The sequence below is a fragment of the Stenotrophomonas sp. 78350_Sma genome (genome assembly GCF_056482105.1).
On record NZ_CM151182.1, the window covers coordinates 2,362,355 to 2,376,353 of the forward strand.

Below are 13,999 nucleotides of genomic sequence, written 5' to 3' on the forward strand. Positions count from 1 at the left end.
GCAGCAGGATGCGCAATGGATGCGCCACGGCGCAGTAAATTCCAACTTCACCTGGGCGTCACGACGCAACGCTCAGCCAAGGGTTGCGTCCATGCCTGTTGCCAGTCGCCTGCCGGTCGCTCGGCAGCAGGCGAGCTGAAGCGCACGGTCACCTGCGGGTAGCTGCCACGCTCATCGCGAAGGTTGCTGGTGCCGCGGAACTCCAGCAGGCGACGGTCGGCGCTGGCGTAGACCAGTGACAGGCGCGGTGCGATGCCGCCGTACCAGGTGTCCAGGCTGACCTCGATGGCCTGGGCATCGAGGCCCTGCCAGCGAACAGGGCCGGTGCGCCGCACCTGCACCGGGAAGTAGCGCTGTCGGCCGGGCACCAGGAACGGCAGGCTGATGTGCTCGCCGCGCATCAGCGCGGGCCAGTGCAGGCGCACCGCTGAGTCGAATCCGGCATCGATCACTGCATCCGGCGGTGATTCAAGGCGGCGCTGACGCAGCTCACTGGCGGCATTTTCCTTCCAGTCAATCGACACGGAATCGCCGGCGGCCTGCACCTCTGCGGCCTGGCCGCTGCGGCGGTCTTCCAGCGAATAGCCCCGGGCCTGCGGGCGGGAGCTGGCAGGCAGATGCTTGCGGGCAAAGGGCTGGCCGCCCGGGCACTGGTACAGCACCCAGCGCTCGGCGCCCTCCGTCGCCTCGCGCCGCCAGTGCACTTCACGGTAGAGAATCTCGCCCTGCGCGGAAGTGGCCACGCCCTCGCTTCGCAGCCAGGGTGCCGCCAGCGCGGCATGGGGCAGGCACAGCAGCAACCAGGCAATGCGCATGGCGTTCATCCGGGAGGGGAGTGCTCAGGTCATACGGCGGGGATGGGCGGTTGGATGCGTTGCGCTGCCTGCATCCAATTGCTGCCCCCGCGCGTACAGAGGACAGACCTTCACCCGCCCGCCGCGAACGCAGATGTACCCTGACGCCGCCAGCACCCTCACCAACTTCAACAGCGCACGCACCGTGTCCAGCTCCCAGCAGCCCAGCAGCGAGCCGAAAAACTGGGCCGGTGACATGGACGGTGTCGCGCGGCTGCGCGACCGCGACTGCTTCATGCGGATCTACGACCATTTCATGCCGCGGCTGTGCGTGTACCTGCGCGGCCTGGGCGCACCCGACGCCGTGGCCGAGGAGCTGGCGCAGGAATGCCTGTTGCGCCTGTGGTTGCGGGCCGTCGACTACGATGCGGCCCAGGGCGCGCTGAGTACCTGGCTGTACCGCATCGCCCGCAATCTGCATATTGATCGAGTGCGCCGTGAGCGTGGCTGGATGCAGGTGCAGGCCGCGGTGGAGGACGCGGCAACACTGGATGTGATCGAGCGCAGCAGCGCCGAACAGTTCGCTGACCACGCGCGTCTTCGCCAGCGCATCAACGAGCTGCCTGCGGTGCAGGCGCGGCTGGTGCGGATGTCCTATTTCGAGGCCAAGAGCCACAGCGAGATCGCCGAGGCGCTGGGCATGCCGCTGGGCACGGTGAAATCACACCTGCGGCGCGCGTTCCTGCAGCTGCAGTCGAAAGTGGGAGGTGCGCTGTGAATCCGCACCACCATCTGCACGAATCCACGCTGATGAGCTACGCCGCAGGCGCGCTTCCGGCGCCGTTGAGCATCGTGGCGGGCGCCCACCTGGAGCAGTGTGCGCATTGCCGCCAGCGTCTGCGCGACGCAGAGGCGATCGGCTCGGTGCTGCTGGAACAGACCCAGCCGTCCGCTGGCGACGTGCGCCGCGAACGGTTGCGCGAGGCAATGCTGATGCAGCTGTCCACGGAAACGCCGATGGCCGTGGCTGGAGCCGCGCGCCAGATGCCAAAGGAGCGCCCCGAGGCCGATCCCGATCATCTGCCGGTGTCGCTGCATCCGTACTTTGGCACCTCGCTGGGTGGCCTGCGCTGGCGCTGGATGGCGCCCGGGGTGCACTGCATCCGCGCCGAGCAGATGCCCTCGCTGATCATGCTGAAGATCGCCCCGGGCAAGTGCCTGCCCATGCACAGCCATGGCCGCAGCGAGCTGACCCAGATCCTGCGGGGCTCGTACAACGATGCGCTGGGGCTGTTCGCGCCCGGTGACGTGGCGGACCTGGACGAGGATGTGGAGCACCAGCCGGTGACCGCGCCAGGGGTGCCATGCATCTGCGTGTCGGCGCTGGATGCGCCGTTGGTGTTCAGCGGCTGGCTGGCGCGGAAGATCCAGCGCTTTGTGAAGCTCTAGGATGGTTGCAGCGATGGCCACAGGCGCGCTGCGGGTTCTGCTGACCGGTGCCGCGGGGCTGGTCGGGCAGGGTGTGGCCCTGGCTTGCCAGCGCTCGCCACGGGTCGCCGATCTGACCGCACTGGTCCGGCACCCGGGCAGCCTGAACGGTCGTGGCAGCGAGCTGATCGTGCCGGACTTCCTCGGGATCGAGGAACGGCAGGATGATCTGTCGGGGTTCGATGCCTGCTTCTACTGCGCGGGCGCTCCACCGTTGGGCACAGCCGAGACCGAGTACCGACGGGTGACGCTGGACACCACCCTGGCCGTCGCCGGGCACGGTGGAGTGTGCAGACATCAACCGGATCGCCGCTGGCGTGCGCGATCCGGCGGCCTGACCCCAGTGTGCTCGCCCGGCGTTGCATCCGGAAACAGTGCGGCGTAGTCGTGATCGAGAAGCTGTTGCCAGCCTCGATAACCCGTCGATTTCGCAGACAGGACATCCGCGCTGCACGCCGGCTCGACAGCGATTGCCCTACGGTAATCGTGAATTCCAACAGATGCCACGCCCGTGAACCTGCAGACCGCACCCGCGCCCCAGTACCGCATGCTCCCTGACAGCTGCCAGTTTGAACTGCTGGATGTGGATGTACTGCAGGATCCTGCCAGTGGCCGGCTGCTGCACCTGTACTCGCTGGTTGCCCGTTGCCTGTCCTGCGAGACGATCTTCAAAGCGGAAGAGGGGCAGGGCCTGGTCAGCCATACTGTGGCACGGGTGGTGCGATGCCCCACAGGCTGCGGCCAGCAGGCGTTCAAGCCGGCCCTGCTGCGGTCATGGCGCCCGCAGGCCATTGCCCAGGCGTGAGCGGCTGGCGACCTGGTCACAGCAGCCCGGGATTGGCCCGCCACACGGCGAAGTTGAGCGCCGAGGCGAACGAGATCCAGGCCAGGTAGGGAAGCAGCAGCACCGCCGCGATCGGGCGGATTCGCGCAAACGCGACGATCGTCGCGCACACCAGCACAATCAACACAAGAATGTCAGCGAAGGCCAGGGCGCCCAGCTTCCAGCCGAAGAACAGCCAGCTCCACAGTGCGTTAACGGCCAACTGCACCAGATAGAGCACCAGCGCGGATCGTCCGTCACGCCAACCGCGTTCGCGCCAGACCAGCCATGCGGCCATTGCCATCATGGCGTAGAGCAGCGTCCACACCGGGCCAAAGACGCTGGCCGGTGGCGCCCACGCTGGACGGGTGAGGGTGGCGTAGAAGCTGGCCGCAGACGTGGATGCCCATGCACCCAGGGCCGCCGCAACGAAGGTGATCGCCACCCATCCCAGAAGCCCGGAAACCTGTGAACTCCGCTTCATACCTTGCAGCTCCCTGATACAAGCGCTTTTGTATACGCACAGAGGCTGCGAATGGATGCAGGCTGCGGGCCTTCAGTCTGAAGAGCCGGCGGCAGCCGTTCCCTGGCTTGCTGGCAGCAGGGAAGGCTGTTGATCGAACCACTCGCGTGCCTTGGCCAGATGCCATTGGCGCCGGTCACCGTCCAGCTCGATCCCCGCACCCAGCAGCCCCCAGCGCAGGTAGAGGTCGCCGCGTTTGCGCTGTTCCAGCAGATCCAGCCGCGCGCGCACTGACAGGCGATCATTCTCGGCCTGCAGGCCATCGATCACCAGGTGGCCCGGGCGCCAGCGCAGCCTCGCCTGTGCATCCACCTGGCCGGAATCCAGCAGCGACAAGGTCCAGCGCGGGTAGTCGGTGCGTTCGGCGAACAACGCCAGCAAGGGGCGCGCATCACTGAGCGTAAGATCGGTGGTGGCGTCTACCTGGAAAGGCGACTGCGCATCGATGCGGCCGCGCTTGAAGGCCGCACGCCCTTTCCACGCAGCCGAGCGTTCACCACCGGCCAACTGCACGTTGCGCAGCTCGACCGTGGTGCCGGAGAGATCGAAATGACGCTGGTTGAAGTCGCCCCGGCGCAGCGTTGCGTTCACGTCCACATCGCCACCCATGTCCAGGCCGGCGACCTTGGCGCTGGTGTTTAGCCCCTGCAGGCGGGCCGTGCCATGGCCAACGCGGCCATCGGTATCGAGGGTGGCATCACCACTGAGTGAGCCGGTGCCGCGCAGCAGGCGCACCTGCTTTGAACCGAGATAGCGGTTGTAGGCGGACAGATCCGGAATCGTGGCCTCGCTGAAGCTCAAATGGGCGCGGACGCCCTTGCGCAGTTCCTGCAAACGGCCGTCGCCGGTCAGGTCCAACGCCAGATCGCGGCCGTCGAACAGCCGAACGTCCTTGGCATCGGTGGGACGCGCGGTGAAGTGGGGCAGGCGGACGGCAAGCAGGGCCTGATTTGGAGCGCCTGACTTCAGTTCCCCGTGCGCGCTGGCGGTACCGGCAAGCCGGACGCCCGCCACCTCGGCAACTGCTTCGGCAGAGGGAATGTCCACCGTGCTGCCTTCGCTCAGCTCGCCGTTGCGCAGCCGCAGGTCGGCCTTCAGCGTGCCGCCGCCGTCCAGTTGCAGCCACGGCTTGCGGACGAACAGGGCGGGGATCCAGTTGAGCGAGGTGAACGTCCATTCGCCGCGCACCGTGCCGGAGCTGCGCTCCAGCAACCGGGCGGGATCGTGGAAGGGAATGTCACGACCGGTGATGTGCAGGTCCGCGTCCACTTCGCCGCCCGAGCCGGGCCGGGGTGGCAGGCGTGCCTGCAGGCGCAGGTCATTGGCCACATTGAGCTGAAGGGCCAGCACGCCGCGGTCGGGAGCACCGTCGCCAAGATAGAGCGGCACCTGCCAGAGAGCGTGATCGCCGGGCTGCAGCTGGCCGTCGATCAGGTGCGCCGAAATCTGCAGGCGGCCGGGCACCGGTGCGCTGGAGATCTTCGGGGCGGTGGCGTCCGTATCCATGCGCAGGCCCTGGCTGCGTGCATCAACATCCAGCTGGGCATGCAGGATCTTCAGTTTGGCGAGCCCAGGCGCCTGGTCCCGGTAATGGCGCGGGTAGCTGAAGCGCGCAGCCAGGTTCATGTTGCCCAGTAGCTGCACGCCGTCGAAACTGGTGTCCGCACCCTTGAATGTGACGGTTGAATCCAGGAGTTCCGAAGGACCGCCGCGCAGCTGCTTGACGAAGCCGACCGTGCCCTGGCCCTTGCCGATGATCAGCAGCTTGCCGAAACGGGCGCTGCGGATGCTGTCGCTGTGGATGGCATCGAAACGCAGCGTCCAACCCTGTTCGCTGCGTGGGGGCGGCGGAATGGCCTCTTCAACACGGCTGATCTCGGCCGATACGCCCGTGGCCTGCAGGCGCGGAACCCGTACTTCGCGCTGGAACAGCGGCAGGACTGCCAGTCTGGCGCTTGCCCGGTCGGCATGCAGCACGTAGACGGTGTGGTTGACGTGGCCGCGCATGTGCACGTTCCAGGCGATCACGTGGCCGGGCAGCAGCGTGATGGCCGGGCCCGTGGTCATCACGAACTTGTGCGGTTTGCGGTTGGTGACCTGGTCGAACAAGGGCGTGTTGAGGAAGATGTTGCCGGCCAGTAGATACAACAGGTAGATGCCCAGCAGGACGTAGGCAGGCACGCGCCATCGTCGAAGCCAGTGCGGGATGTGCGCGGATACAGGGGGCATCTACTGCTCTAAAGGCCGGAATTTCCTCAACTATTGCGGAGAGCATGGCGGTGGCGCGTGAAGCAGCTACGGCGCCAGAGCTCGATTCTGGTAGTGTCCGGCCTGGCCACCACCTCAGATCTGCAGGAGTCGCATGGAAATTCGACCGGCCAGCGAAAGTGACTTCGACGCCATGTGGTGCATGTTCAAGTCAGCCATTGCGACGCAGGATGCGCTGCCTTTCGGCGGTGCTTTTGAGGTCGAAACGTTTCGCACGCATTGGTTCCAGGCCCAGACCCCTTATGTGGCCGTGCTGGAGGGCCGGGTTGTGGGCATGTACAAGATGGGGCCGAATTACCCTGATCTTGGGGCGCATGTGGCCAGCGCCACCTATGTGGTGGATGCGCCGGCACAAGGGCAAGGCGTGGGCCGGGCTTTGGCGGAACACAGCCTGGAGCGGGCGAGGGCGGAAGGATTCCTGGCCATGCAGTTCAATTACGTGGTCGGTACCAATGGCCCGGCCGTGGCGCTGTACCGGAAGTTGGGGTTTGCAGTGGTGGGAACGTTACCGAAGGCGTTCCGGCATGGGACGCTGGGCCTGGTGGATGTCTTTGTGATGCACAGGTTCCTGTGATGCGATGCGTCCGTCGCGCGTGTTCGGCGATATCCAGCCCAGGCTGGCTGCTCAATCCTTGAGGATGTCCCTTGGATCCATTGGTACAGTTTTTGCTGAGTCTGCTGGCGGGCGCGTTCCTATTTCTGTTGGCTGTGGGGCATGACTACTGGAAGCGCCTGCGCTGGCTCTTCGGATGGGATCCCAATCTGGGCCATGAATCTGCCGACAAGCTCATTTCGATTGCCAACAGGATGGCGATGGTGACGACCGCCTTGCTGTTGGTTTGGGCGATGACGGGCCCATCACCGTACCGGAGGAACTGGGAGATGGAGGTTTGGGGGTTGGCGACCGGCACGTTGATTACGTATGTGGCGGTCATCCTCAGCGCATCGAGGCGGGCCCGAGCCTAGCCAGATACGGCAGCCACTGGGTTACGGCCTGAAGCTCCCCGGGATGGGATCTGCCGATTAACGTGACGCATCACGGACGATGGCCTCGAGCCTCGGCGCCGAATCGGCGAAGGCTGTCCTGCCAGGCGGGCACGTAGTCACGGCGAGAACAACTGCGGGGGGCGCTCGCAAAGCCGGCCTGGCCCGTCACTTGGAAATCCTCATGATTCGCCGCCATTCCTGCAGAGGTTGGCCGCCGGCGGCGGGCAGGCGAAAGGACGGCCAAAAGGACGGTTGACCGCCATCGGTCAGTGACAATCAGACTTGGCGTCAAGATCGGACCTGGGCCATGGCAAGCGAAGCATGGATCGGGCAATAGTGAATTGAACATAATATACATTATGCGAAATGCCGTATCCGGCGAATCTGGGCCTTTGTTGGTTCCGCATGGCAATGGCTGGGCCTCTGGTGACGGGACAACTAAATGTGTACTTCTGCGCCAAGTAAATTTGTACTCTTCGGCACGACTGCGTTTTCGCTGGCGGCGCAACTAAGTTTGTACTTTTTTGCCCTGACTCCGCAGCTCGATCTCGCGCCTGGACAGGATATCCTCTCGGCGCAGCAGGTCTGATTCCCAAGCACTGAGCAGATCTATGAGTCTTCGCCACGGACTATCCACCGGGATTGTGACTGCCGCCAATACCGGCGTACCCAGATCATCCGGCCGGAGCGATCGATGCTCATCCGCGCCCTCAGGTTCAGCGTTCGGCGGCGTCACCATCAGATGGCCAAACTGAGCGTAGAACGCATCGATGTACTGCTTTAGCGTGGGGCCCGAGCCGCGCCCGCCGAGTTCTTGTCGAAGATTGCGCTGATTAGTCACCCGCCCCCTCTCAAGTAGGGAGGTAAGCGCCAAGAAAGCTTCCTCTTGCGTGATTGAGGTCGGCATTGTGGTCCTCCGGAAGCTGGCGTCCGAGCCTCATTGTGCGCCGATTGCGACTCCCTTCAAGTGCCCTTGCCTATTCATTCGCAAGCTCCAACATCCTGCGGCATCGGTGTACATGACCGCATCTAGCTCGGCGAATTGAGACATTTCCCCCGCACGTTTGCAGCGTGTAGACAGCGGCACTCTTACACCAGTAGCTCATGCAGCAGGCAATCAGTGCGCAATGATTCTCCGGCTGAAACCCCGGCGTCTGCTCAAGCGACGGCGGAGACTGTGGCAGATTCGCCGGCGAAACTTTGGCTTGCTAGACTCACATCCTGTGTAGTCATCATTGATCGAGGGGCCTGAATGCACTTCGACACCCTTACGCCCGCTCAACGGATCCGCCGCGATGCGGCTACAGCGCGCCAAACACTTGCTGCGCAATGGCCGAGTGCCGCGCAGGTCGGTCACATGCTTGACTCTCATGCTCCCAACGGTAGTGAGCTTGTCGGCCAGTTGCGCCGCGCGGGCAAGCTATTAGGGGTGTACGTCACCCAGTCGTCGCCCGGCTACCGCTATCCGACTTGGCAGTTCCACGCCAATGGCCAGCCTGTTGCTCACTTGGCTGAGATTCTGGAGGTTCTGCGCGAATTCGGCCCGTTCGAGCACGAGTCGGGCGGGCTGGGCCGCACCACAGGCTGGGGTGAGGTCGAGTGGTTCCTCACTCCGCACGCGATGCTCGATGGTGCAACTCCGGCCGAAATGTTGGCCACTGATCCGTGCCGCATTTTGCGGGCTGCGTGCGTCGAGTTTCACAGCGAAACTGAGTAGGGTTTAGCGTTGGCATCGGGCAATTGCCCGGTCGGTCTGGGTGGACATGATCCGCCACATCCCAACGATCGGCGAGAAAAATCCAGCGGGCGTTTCTCTTGCGCCCTGGACGAACGCGCGGAGCATTTCCTGCATCAGGTTCATGGTCGTCGCCTCTCCTAGATGTGCTTGTAGTTCAACTATAGCGGCGGAGGTCGTCACGCCCAAAACTGCTCAGCAGTCTTAAGCAATGAACTAACGCACCCTCCAGCGCAACGATCAGTCGGGGCAGCTTCTGCGGCTGACTAGGCGCGTTCCGTTCTGGCCGATCACCACTTCGCCATCTTCCTTCGTAAACGGCTCGTGCACTGCTGGCAGGATGTCGAGGACCATCTCGGAGGGCCTGCACAGGTGCGTGCCCATGGCGGTCTGGACGAAGGGTCGATTGATGAGAATAGGATTGGCCAGCATGGCATCCAGCAGTGCGTCTTCGCTCAACGCGGGGTCGTCCAGCCCCAGTTCCAGATATGGCGTGCCCTTCTGGCGGATCGCACCGCGAACATCCAATCCAGCAGCGGCAATCAGCTCAACAAGCCGCGCTCGGCTGGGCGGGTCGACCAGATACTCAATCACTTCCGGCTCGATGCCGGCGTGGCGTATCAACGCCAATGTATTTCGCGAGGTTCCGCACTTGGGGTTGTGATAGATGACAGCGCTCATGCGTTCTCCTTTTCATCCAATGCAGCCTCGATGACGCCGGCCGCGGCGGTCAGGGCGGCGGCTTCGGCAGCGCCCTTTCGCTCGCTGTAGCGATCAACCAGGTAGTCGCTGCGCCCACGGATCAAAAGGGTGAACTTGACCAGTTCTTCCATCACATCCACGACGCGATCGTAGTAGGCCGACGGCTTCATGCGTCCCTCGTCATCGAACTCCTGCCAGGCCTTGGCCACCGAGGACTGGTTCGGAATCGTGACCATGCGCATCCAGCGGCCGAGAACGCGCAGGGCGTTGACCACGTTGAACGACTGAGAGCCGCCACAAACCTGCATCACTGCCAGGGTGCGGCCTTGGGTCGGGCGTACGCTCCCCTCCTCCAGCGGCAGCCAGTCAATCTGGTTCTTAAACACGGCGGTCAAGGTGCCATGCCGTTCCGGGCTGACCCACACATGCCCCTCGGACCACAACGAGGCCTGACGCAGCTCCAGCACCTTGGGGTGCGAGGCAGGCACCGAATCGAGCATCGGCAGCTCATGCGGATCGAACAACCGGGTCTCTGCGCCCAGATGTTCCAGCAGCCGCTGTGCTTCCAACGCGAGCTTGCGGCTGAATGACTGAGGACGCAGGGAGCCGTATAGGATCAGGATGCGGGGCCGATGTGGCGCGGCATTCGGCTCGCCCAGGTTTTCGACCGCCGGAGGGTTCAGAGCGCCGGGGACGACATTCGGGAGTCCTTGCATGGGGTTGTCCTGCCAATTCGATTCGACTATTCTAGAAGCATGGAACATAAGACCGCAACCCACGCCTTGGCCGCCCTGGGGCACGCCACCCGGCTTTCCATCTTCCGCCTGCTGGTCCAGGCCGGAAGTGGCGGCAAGCTGGCCGGCGACATCGCTCAGTCCCTTTCCCTGCCCGGTGCCACCCTCTCCTTCCATCTGAAGGAATTGCTGGCCGCCAGCCTGATCACCGCCGAGCAGCGCGGTCGCACCATCTGCTATCGGGCCGAGTTCGAGGCCATGAGTGCGCTGGTGGCATACCTGACCGAGAACTGCTGCGCCGACGATCAGGCGTGCGAACGTCCCGCTGGCTGCTGACTTGTCCCTCTTGGAGATCGCTCAGGTGACCCGTCGTGTTCTGTTCCTGTGTACTGGCAACTCCGCCCGCAGCGTGCTGGCCGAATCGACCCTTAAGAGATGGGGCGAAGGCCGCTATCTCTCCTTTAGCGCGGGCAGTCAGCCGACTGGTCGCGTCAATCCCTTTGCCATCGCCCAATTGGAGCGCGAAGGCTTCCCGGTTGAAGGCATGCGCAGCAAGTCATGGGACGAATTCGCCGAAACTGATGCTGCCGCCATGGATCTGATCGTCACCGTGTGTGACAGCGCGGCCGCCGAGGCGTGCCCGGTGGTGTTTGGTGACTTCGTTCGCGTGCATTGGGGCCTGTTCGACCCGGCCGCCGTGGACGGTTCGGATGCGCAGAAGGCAGAAGCCTTTGACCTCGCCCATCAGATCATCAAGCGACGTCTGCAGGCCTTTCTGGACATTCCTGACAGCGCTTGGGACGACCGCGAGGCGCTGAAGGCCCGCCTCGACCCGATCGCGCAGATCGACTAACCGCCCTCCGGGACCCGCCATGACCACTGATTCCCCCCGCCTGTCCTTCCTGGACCGGTACCTTACGCTCTGGATTTTCTTGGCGATGGCCTTGGGCGTCGGTTTGGGCGCGATGTTCGAAGGTGTGCCCAGCGCACTCCACAGCCTGTCGATTGGTTCGACCAACATCCCGATCGCCATTGGCTTGATCCTGATGATGTATCCGCCACTGGCCAAGGTGAAGTACGAGGAGCTGCCCAAGGTATTCGCCGATAAGCGTGTCCTGATGCTCTCCCTGCTGCAGAACTGGATCATCGGCCCGTTCCTGATGTTCGGGCTGGCGGTTCTGTTCTTGCGCGACTACCCCGAGTACATGACCGGCTTGATCTTGATCGGTCTGGCGCGCTGCATCGCCATGGTGCTGGTGTGGAACCAGCTTGCCCGTGGTGATGGGCAGTATGTGGCGGGCTTGGTGGCCTTCAACTCAATCTTCCAGATCGCGCTGTTCAGCGTGTATGCGTGGTTCTTCCTGTCATGGTTGCCGCCGATGTTCGGCCTGCAGGGCAGCGTGATCGACGTCAGCTTCTGGACCATTGCTGAGGCAGTGCTGATTTATCTGGGCATCCCCTTCCTCGCCGGGTTCCTCACCAGCCGCTGGCTCAAGAAGCGCCAGGGCGTGCGTTGGTATGAAGAGAGGTTCCTGCCGGCGATCAGTCCGATCACCTTGGGGGCGCTGCTGTTTACGATCGTTGCGATGTTCAGCCTGAAGGGGGGCGACGTGCTGCGCATCCCGATGGATGCACTGCGCATCGCGATCCCGCTGACGCTCTATTTCATCATTCAGTTCGTGCTGAGCTTCTTCATGGGCAGGTTCATTGCCAAGGACTATCCGCGCACGACCGCGATCGCCTTCACTGCGGCAGGCAACAACTTCGAGTTGGCGATTGCCGTGGCCATCGCCGCCTTTGGGCTGGCCTCGCCGGTCGCCTTCGCCGCGGTCATCGGTCCGCTGGTGGAGGTGCCGGTGCTGATCCTGTTGGTCCATGTAGCCCTGCGGCTGGGCAAGCGCTACTTTCCTGCCGACGCACGGAGCCATTGAGCCATGAATACGTGCCGACACATTCCGCTATTGATCCTCGCTTCTGGCTTGGCCGGCTGGACCACCGTCGACAGCGGCCCGGTCCTGGTTGACCGCTTCAGCGGTACGGTTCCAGCACCATCCTCAGCACGACCCACCAAGCGACCACAATGGGGTACGTGGCGAGCTGTTGATCGCAGATCAGCCCGTGTGCGTAGCGGTTGCGGAGATTACACCCTGCCCGATGGGTCATCAGCGCTTTGAGCTCGAAGTTCAAACCGGAAGTGAGTATGTTGACCTCCTCATCCAGCTCCAACAGCTCGGACAACGAGCGCTCCTGTTCGCCCTTGACCTTGTTTGCCACCAAGGTGTTGATGCCCTGCGCTTTCAGCTGAGTACGGACCATCGGCTCGACCATGGGGAGCAGGTTGATCCCAGCTATGTCCCATTCATGCTGCAGACCTGCCGCTAAGCCACGTGCGATCTGCTTGTGGTGTCCCTCGGGAGCACCCGGGCTTCTTTCAACGAAGGAAAGCACGTCGTTGAAGGAGCTACTGAACCGCTCGGAGAGCTTTCGAACGCTGGTCAGAATGAAGGGTGCCAGGAAGAAGGTGTAACGGGTTTGGCAGACACTTTCGATCGCTGCCGTTTCGAGGTGCTCCGGATCGGCGGGATCAAACCGGGGTTGCGAGCGGAGCGGCACACCATTGGCATCCAGCTCAGTGCTGCCGAACCATGCGCTGAAGTAATCGGCCTTGAGCGCTTTGGCGCGCTCCACTTCAGTAGGGAAGTCTGCATAGTCGCTGAAACTGAACGCAATTCGCATCAACGAAGCCGGATAGTCCGTCGTTGCGAGGTGTTCCTCAACCCACGCGTGAATGGGGCGATTGTCGACGGGGATGGCCACCCTCCCCATCTCGTCGTTGATGCGCAGGCGCACATCCTCCAGCTCACGCTGGAGCTCGCGAATACGTTCGCGTGGGGCGTGGCTCTCGCGCAGCTCGGCAATGCCCCGGGCCATCCAATGCGACGCGACCATGGCGGTAGTGACGCGCCCGGCGCGCACGACCAAAGACTCGCCTGCCTGCCTGCCGGCCTCGCGACTGCGCTGGACGAGATTGAGTGATGCCCACAGGCGACTGGCCAGCCGGAACAACTGATGGGTCAGCTCGCTGTCGATGTCCGCCGCTGGCTCTATCGCGGCGGCGGCAGCCTCCAGTAACTCGGCCGCTGCGTGCCGGCGTTCTGTAGTTGCGCGGCGGAGCAGTTCGTCGACGAAACGGTTGGCCAAACCTTTCATCGGGCCCTCCAGTACCGCTTGGAACATGGCCATGAAGGTCGCCCAGAGCTCGGCCTGGAAGGCGTCATCTGCGCGCTTGCCGCGCCAGGCCAGATCCAGGGCTCTACGCAGGTGGTCCACCGCCTGCGGGGTGACGTCGTTGGCGGCGGCATGCTGAGCCAGGCGCAGGTAGCTGAGCGCTCCAATGGCAGCCAGCTGCTGGATGTCCCGGCCCGTGATCCGGTTCGTGGCCAGCGCAATGTCGGCGCAGCGCGCCGTGAGCCAGTCAGTGGGTGCCTGGCGCGCAAGGGCCATTAGCGCCTGCAGGTCATTGGCGCTGATGTGGTCCAGTCCCGCCGAAGTTCCATCGGGACTGATGATGCGCGGCATGAACAGGGTAGTGCCGCCAACCTGCAGGCTCATCGAGCTGATCCTGGCGACAAACTGCAGAAGCACGAACGCACTGACATGTCCGCTCTGCTGGGCCTCGGTGGCGCGCTGGGCAATCCGCTGGGCGAGGTCCCAGTCGTTGTCGCTCCAGTCCAGATTTACCAAGCCGTCCTCCCAGCCGGACGCGCTCAGCAGCCCCGGCTCAAAAGGGACGCTAAGCAATGACAACGGCCGTCGCGGGCGCGGTTGCCCGTCAACGGCGTCAGGATCGGTGAGAGTTGACATGGAGCACGCCCGTCAGGGTTTGGGGAGGGCGCCGGTCAGGCGTCGGTGGCAGCCGCTCTTGCTGCGGTAGTGTGCCGGCCA

The 13,999-nt window shown here is 63.8% G+C and carries 17 protein-coding genes and 1 pseudogene; 10 read left to right on the plus strand and 8 right to left on the minus strand.

The features are described 5' to 3' along the window. Positions 1-47: 47 nt before the first annotated feature. Positions 48-815 (minus strand): hypothetical protein, encoded by a 768-nt coding sequence (locus tag ACZK4H_RS10990; protein ID WP_099552291.1) that lies wholly within the window; start codon positions 813-815, stop codon positions 48-50. Positions 816-948: 133 nt separating this feature from the next. Between ACZK4H_RS10990 and ACZK4H_RS10995 the strand changes: the two genes are divergently transcribed. The 4 genes and pseudogenes from ACZK4H_RS10995 to ACZK4H_RS11010 all read left to right on the plus strand — a co-directional run bounded on the left by ACZK4H_RS10995 (position 949) and on the right by ACZK4H_RS11010 (position 3,087). After that, positions 949-1,572 carry a sigma-70 family RNA polymerase sigma factor gene (locus ACZK4H_RS10995; RefSeq protein WP_099552228.1) on the plus strand — a complete coding sequence of 208 codons (624 nt, stop codon included), beginning with the start codon at positions 949-951 and terminating at the stop codon, positions 1,570-1,572. Then, the gene (locus tag ACZK4H_RS11000; protein WP_099552227.1) at positions 1,569-2,243 is read left to right on the plus strand and encodes a ChrR family anti-sigma-E factor; all 675 of its coding nucleotides are present in this window, start codon (positions 1,569-1,571) and stop codon (positions 2,241-2,243) included. Before ACZK4H_RS10995 ends, ACZK4H_RS11000 begins: the two co-directional genes overlap by 4 nt. A 13-nt stretch (positions 2,244-2,256) precedes the next feature. Next, positions 2,257-2,556 (plus strand): annotated as a pseudogene (locus tag ACZK4H_RS11005) (oxidoreductase); the annotation flags it as partial. A gap of 237 nt (positions 2,557-2,793) precedes the next feature. Further along, the gene (locus ACZK4H_RS11010; protein ID WP_099552226.1) at positions 2,794-3,087 is read left to right on the plus strand and encodes a hypothetical protein; all 294 of its coding nucleotides are present in this window, start codon (positions 2,794-2,796) and stop codon (positions 3,085-3,087) included. A gap of 16 nt (positions 3,088-3,103) precedes the next feature. On the opposite strand, the gene ACZK4H_RS11015 is transcribed toward ACZK4H_RS11010, so the two are convergent. Further along, the gene (locus tag ACZK4H_RS11015; protein ID WP_099552225.1) at positions 3,104-3,589 is read right to left on the minus strand and encodes a TspO/MBR family protein; all 486 of its coding nucleotides are present in this window, start codon (positions 3,587-3,589) and stop codon (positions 3,104-3,106) included. A gap of 72 nt (positions 3,590-3,661) precedes the next feature. Further along, positions 3,662-5,857 (minus strand): AsmA family protein, encoded by a 2,196-nt coding sequence (locus tag ACZK4H_RS11020; protein ID WP_099552224.1) that lies wholly within the window; start codon positions 5,855-5,857, stop codon positions 3,662-3,664. A 133-nt stretch (positions 5,858-5,990) separates the two neighbouring features. Here ACZK4H_RS11020 and ACZK4H_RS11025 point away from each other — a divergent pair, with 133 nt between their 5' ends. Both ACZK4H_RS11025 and ACZK4H_RS11030 read left to right on the plus strand, forming a co-directional pair. Then, positions 5,991-6,470, plus strand: a complete 480-nt coding sequence (locus ACZK4H_RS11025; protein ID WP_099552223.1) for a GNAT family N-acetyltransferase — start codon at positions 5,991-5,993, stop codon at positions 6,468-6,470. A 71-nt stretch (positions 6,471-6,541) separates the two neighbouring features. Then, entirely contained in the window at positions 6,542-6,862 is a 321-nt protein-coding gene (locus ACZK4H_RS11030) for a hypothetical protein (RefSeq protein WP_099552222.1), read from the plus strand. 529 nt (positions 6,863-7,391) lie between these two features. On the opposite strand, the gene ACZK4H_RS11035 is transcribed toward ACZK4H_RS11030, so the two are convergent. Beyond that, a complete protein-coding gene (locus ACZK4H_RS11035) occupies positions 7,392-7,790 on the minus strand; it encodes a hypothetical protein (protein WP_087922537.1) in 399 nt (132 codons plus the stop codon). A gap of 345 nt (positions 7,791-8,135) precedes the next feature. On the opposite strand from ACZK4H_RS11035, the gene ACZK4H_RS11040 reads away from it, so the two are divergent. Continuing rightward, complete coding sequence (locus ACZK4H_RS11040; RefSeq protein ID WP_099552212.1) at positions 8,136-8,600, plus strand: hypothetical protein; 465 nt, start codon at positions 8,136-8,138, stop codon at positions 8,598-8,600. A 3-nt stretch (positions 8,601-8,603) separates the two neighbouring features. Here the strand turns inward: ACZK4H_RS11040 and ACZK4H_RS11045 are convergent, their stop codons facing one another. The 3 genes from ACZK4H_RS11045 to arsH all read right to left on the minus strand — a co-directional run bounded on the left by ACZK4H_RS11045 (position 8,604) and on the right by arsH (position 10,036). Continuing rightward, positions 8,604-8,744: a hypothetical protein gene (locus ACZK4H_RS11045; protein WP_158230206.1), complete on the minus strand. Its 141-nt coding sequence runs from the start codon at positions 8,742-8,744 to the stop codon at positions 8,604-8,606. Positions 8,745-8,858: 114 nt separating this feature from the next. Continuing rightward, entirely contained in the window at positions 8,859-9,299 is a 441-nt protein-coding gene (gene arsC / locus ACZK4H_RS11050) for an arsenate reductase (glutaredoxin) (protein ID WP_099552211.1), read from the minus strand. Further along, positions 9,296-10,036, minus strand: coding sequence for an arsenical resistance protein ArsH (gene arsH / locus ACZK4H_RS11055; protein ID WP_099552210.1), 741 nt, complete (start codon positions 10,034-10,036; stop codon positions 9,296-9,298). The genes arsC and arsH overlap by 4 nt, the downstream gene beginning before the upstream one ends. A gap of 39 nt (positions 10,037-10,075) precedes the next feature. On the opposite strand from arsH, the gene ACZK4H_RS11060 reads away from it, so the two are divergent. The 3 genes from ACZK4H_RS11060 to arsB are packed head-to-tail and all read left to right on the plus strand — an operon-like array spanning position 10,076 to position 11,985. Then, positions 10,076-10,390 (plus strand): ArsR/SmtB family transcription factor, encoded by a 315-nt coding sequence (locus ACZK4H_RS11060; RefSeq protein ID WP_099552209.1) that lies wholly within the window; start codon positions 10,076-10,078, stop codon positions 10,388-10,390. A gap of 25 nt (positions 10,391-10,415) precedes the next feature. Next, complete coding sequence (locus ACZK4H_RS11065; protein WP_099552290.1) at positions 10,416-10,907, plus strand: arsenate reductase ArsC; 492 nt, start codon at positions 10,416-10,418, stop codon at positions 10,905-10,907. A gap of 19 nt (positions 10,908-10,926) precedes the next feature. Beyond that, positions 10,927-11,985, plus strand: coding sequence for an ACR3 family arsenite efflux transporter (arsB, locus tag ACZK4H_RS11070; RefSeq protein ID WP_099552208.1), 1,059 nt, complete (start codon positions 10,927-10,929; stop codon positions 11,983-11,985). 97 nt (positions 11,986-12,082) lie between these two features. On the opposite strand, the gene ACZK4H_RS11075 is transcribed toward arsB, so the two are convergent. Then, positions 12,083-13,918: a DUF4209 domain-containing protein gene (locus ACZK4H_RS11075; RefSeq protein ID WP_099552207.1), complete on the minus strand. Its 1,836-nt coding sequence runs from the start codon at positions 13,916-13,918 to the stop codon at positions 12,083-12,085. Positions 13,919-13,999 lie beyond the last annotated feature (81 nt).